This window comes from Skermanella stibiiresistens SB22 (assembly GCF_000576635.1).
GTDB classification, from domain to species: Bacteria; Pseudomonadota; Alphaproteobacteria; order Azospirillales; family Azospirillaceae; genus Skermanella; species Skermanella stibiiresistens.
Window position 1 is genome coordinate 1 of sequence record NZ_AVFL01000112.1, and the last position, 637, is coordinate 637.

Below are 637 nucleotides of genomic sequence, written 5' to 3' on the forward strand. Positions count from 1 at the left end.
TCGCCAAGTCGATGTCGACCTGGGCACCGCCGTAGGACACGTCGACGGTCCGGCACGCGTGGGTCGATCCCTCGACCGTGATCTCCGCGTCGAGCATGGCGGCGTGCCGCTCGTAGCTCCGCCGCTCGCCGGCCGTCTGGATCGCCTGGAGGAACTCCTCGACCTCGGTGCGCAGCGCCTCGGCTTGGCGCGACAAATCCTGGGAGGCTGAGAAGACCTGGCTCGCCGCCGCTCCCGTGGCCTCCGACGAGTGGCTCACCGCGGTGATGTTGCGCGATACCTCCCGCGTGCCCATGGAGGCCTGCGCCGCGTTGCGGGCGATCTCCCGGGTCGCGGCCTCCTGCTCCGCGACGGCGCCGGCGATGGCGGTTGTCGCGGCGTTCACGTCGGTGAAGGTCTGGCTGATGGAGCCCATGATGTCGGAGGTGTCGCGCGCGGATGCCCGCATCGTCCCAACCCGGAGCGAGATTTCCTCCGTCGCCCGACCGGCCTGGGTCGCCAACTGCTTGACCTCGCTGGCGACGATGGCGAACCCCTTTCCGGACTCTCCGGCGCGCGCCGCCTCGATCGTGGCGTTCAGGGCCAGCAGGTTGGTCTGGGACGCGATGTCGGAGATCAGGCCGATGATCTCCTCGAT

Annotated in this window: 1 protein-coding gene; it reads right to left on the reverse strand. The window is 69.7% G+C overall.

Annotation, left to right across the window (positions count from 1 at the left end; genetic code table 11):
* On the reverse strand, positions 1-637 hold a 637-nt coding region (locus tag N825_RS35695), incomplete at both ends, for a methyl-accepting chemotaxis protein (RefSeq protein WP_198039091.1).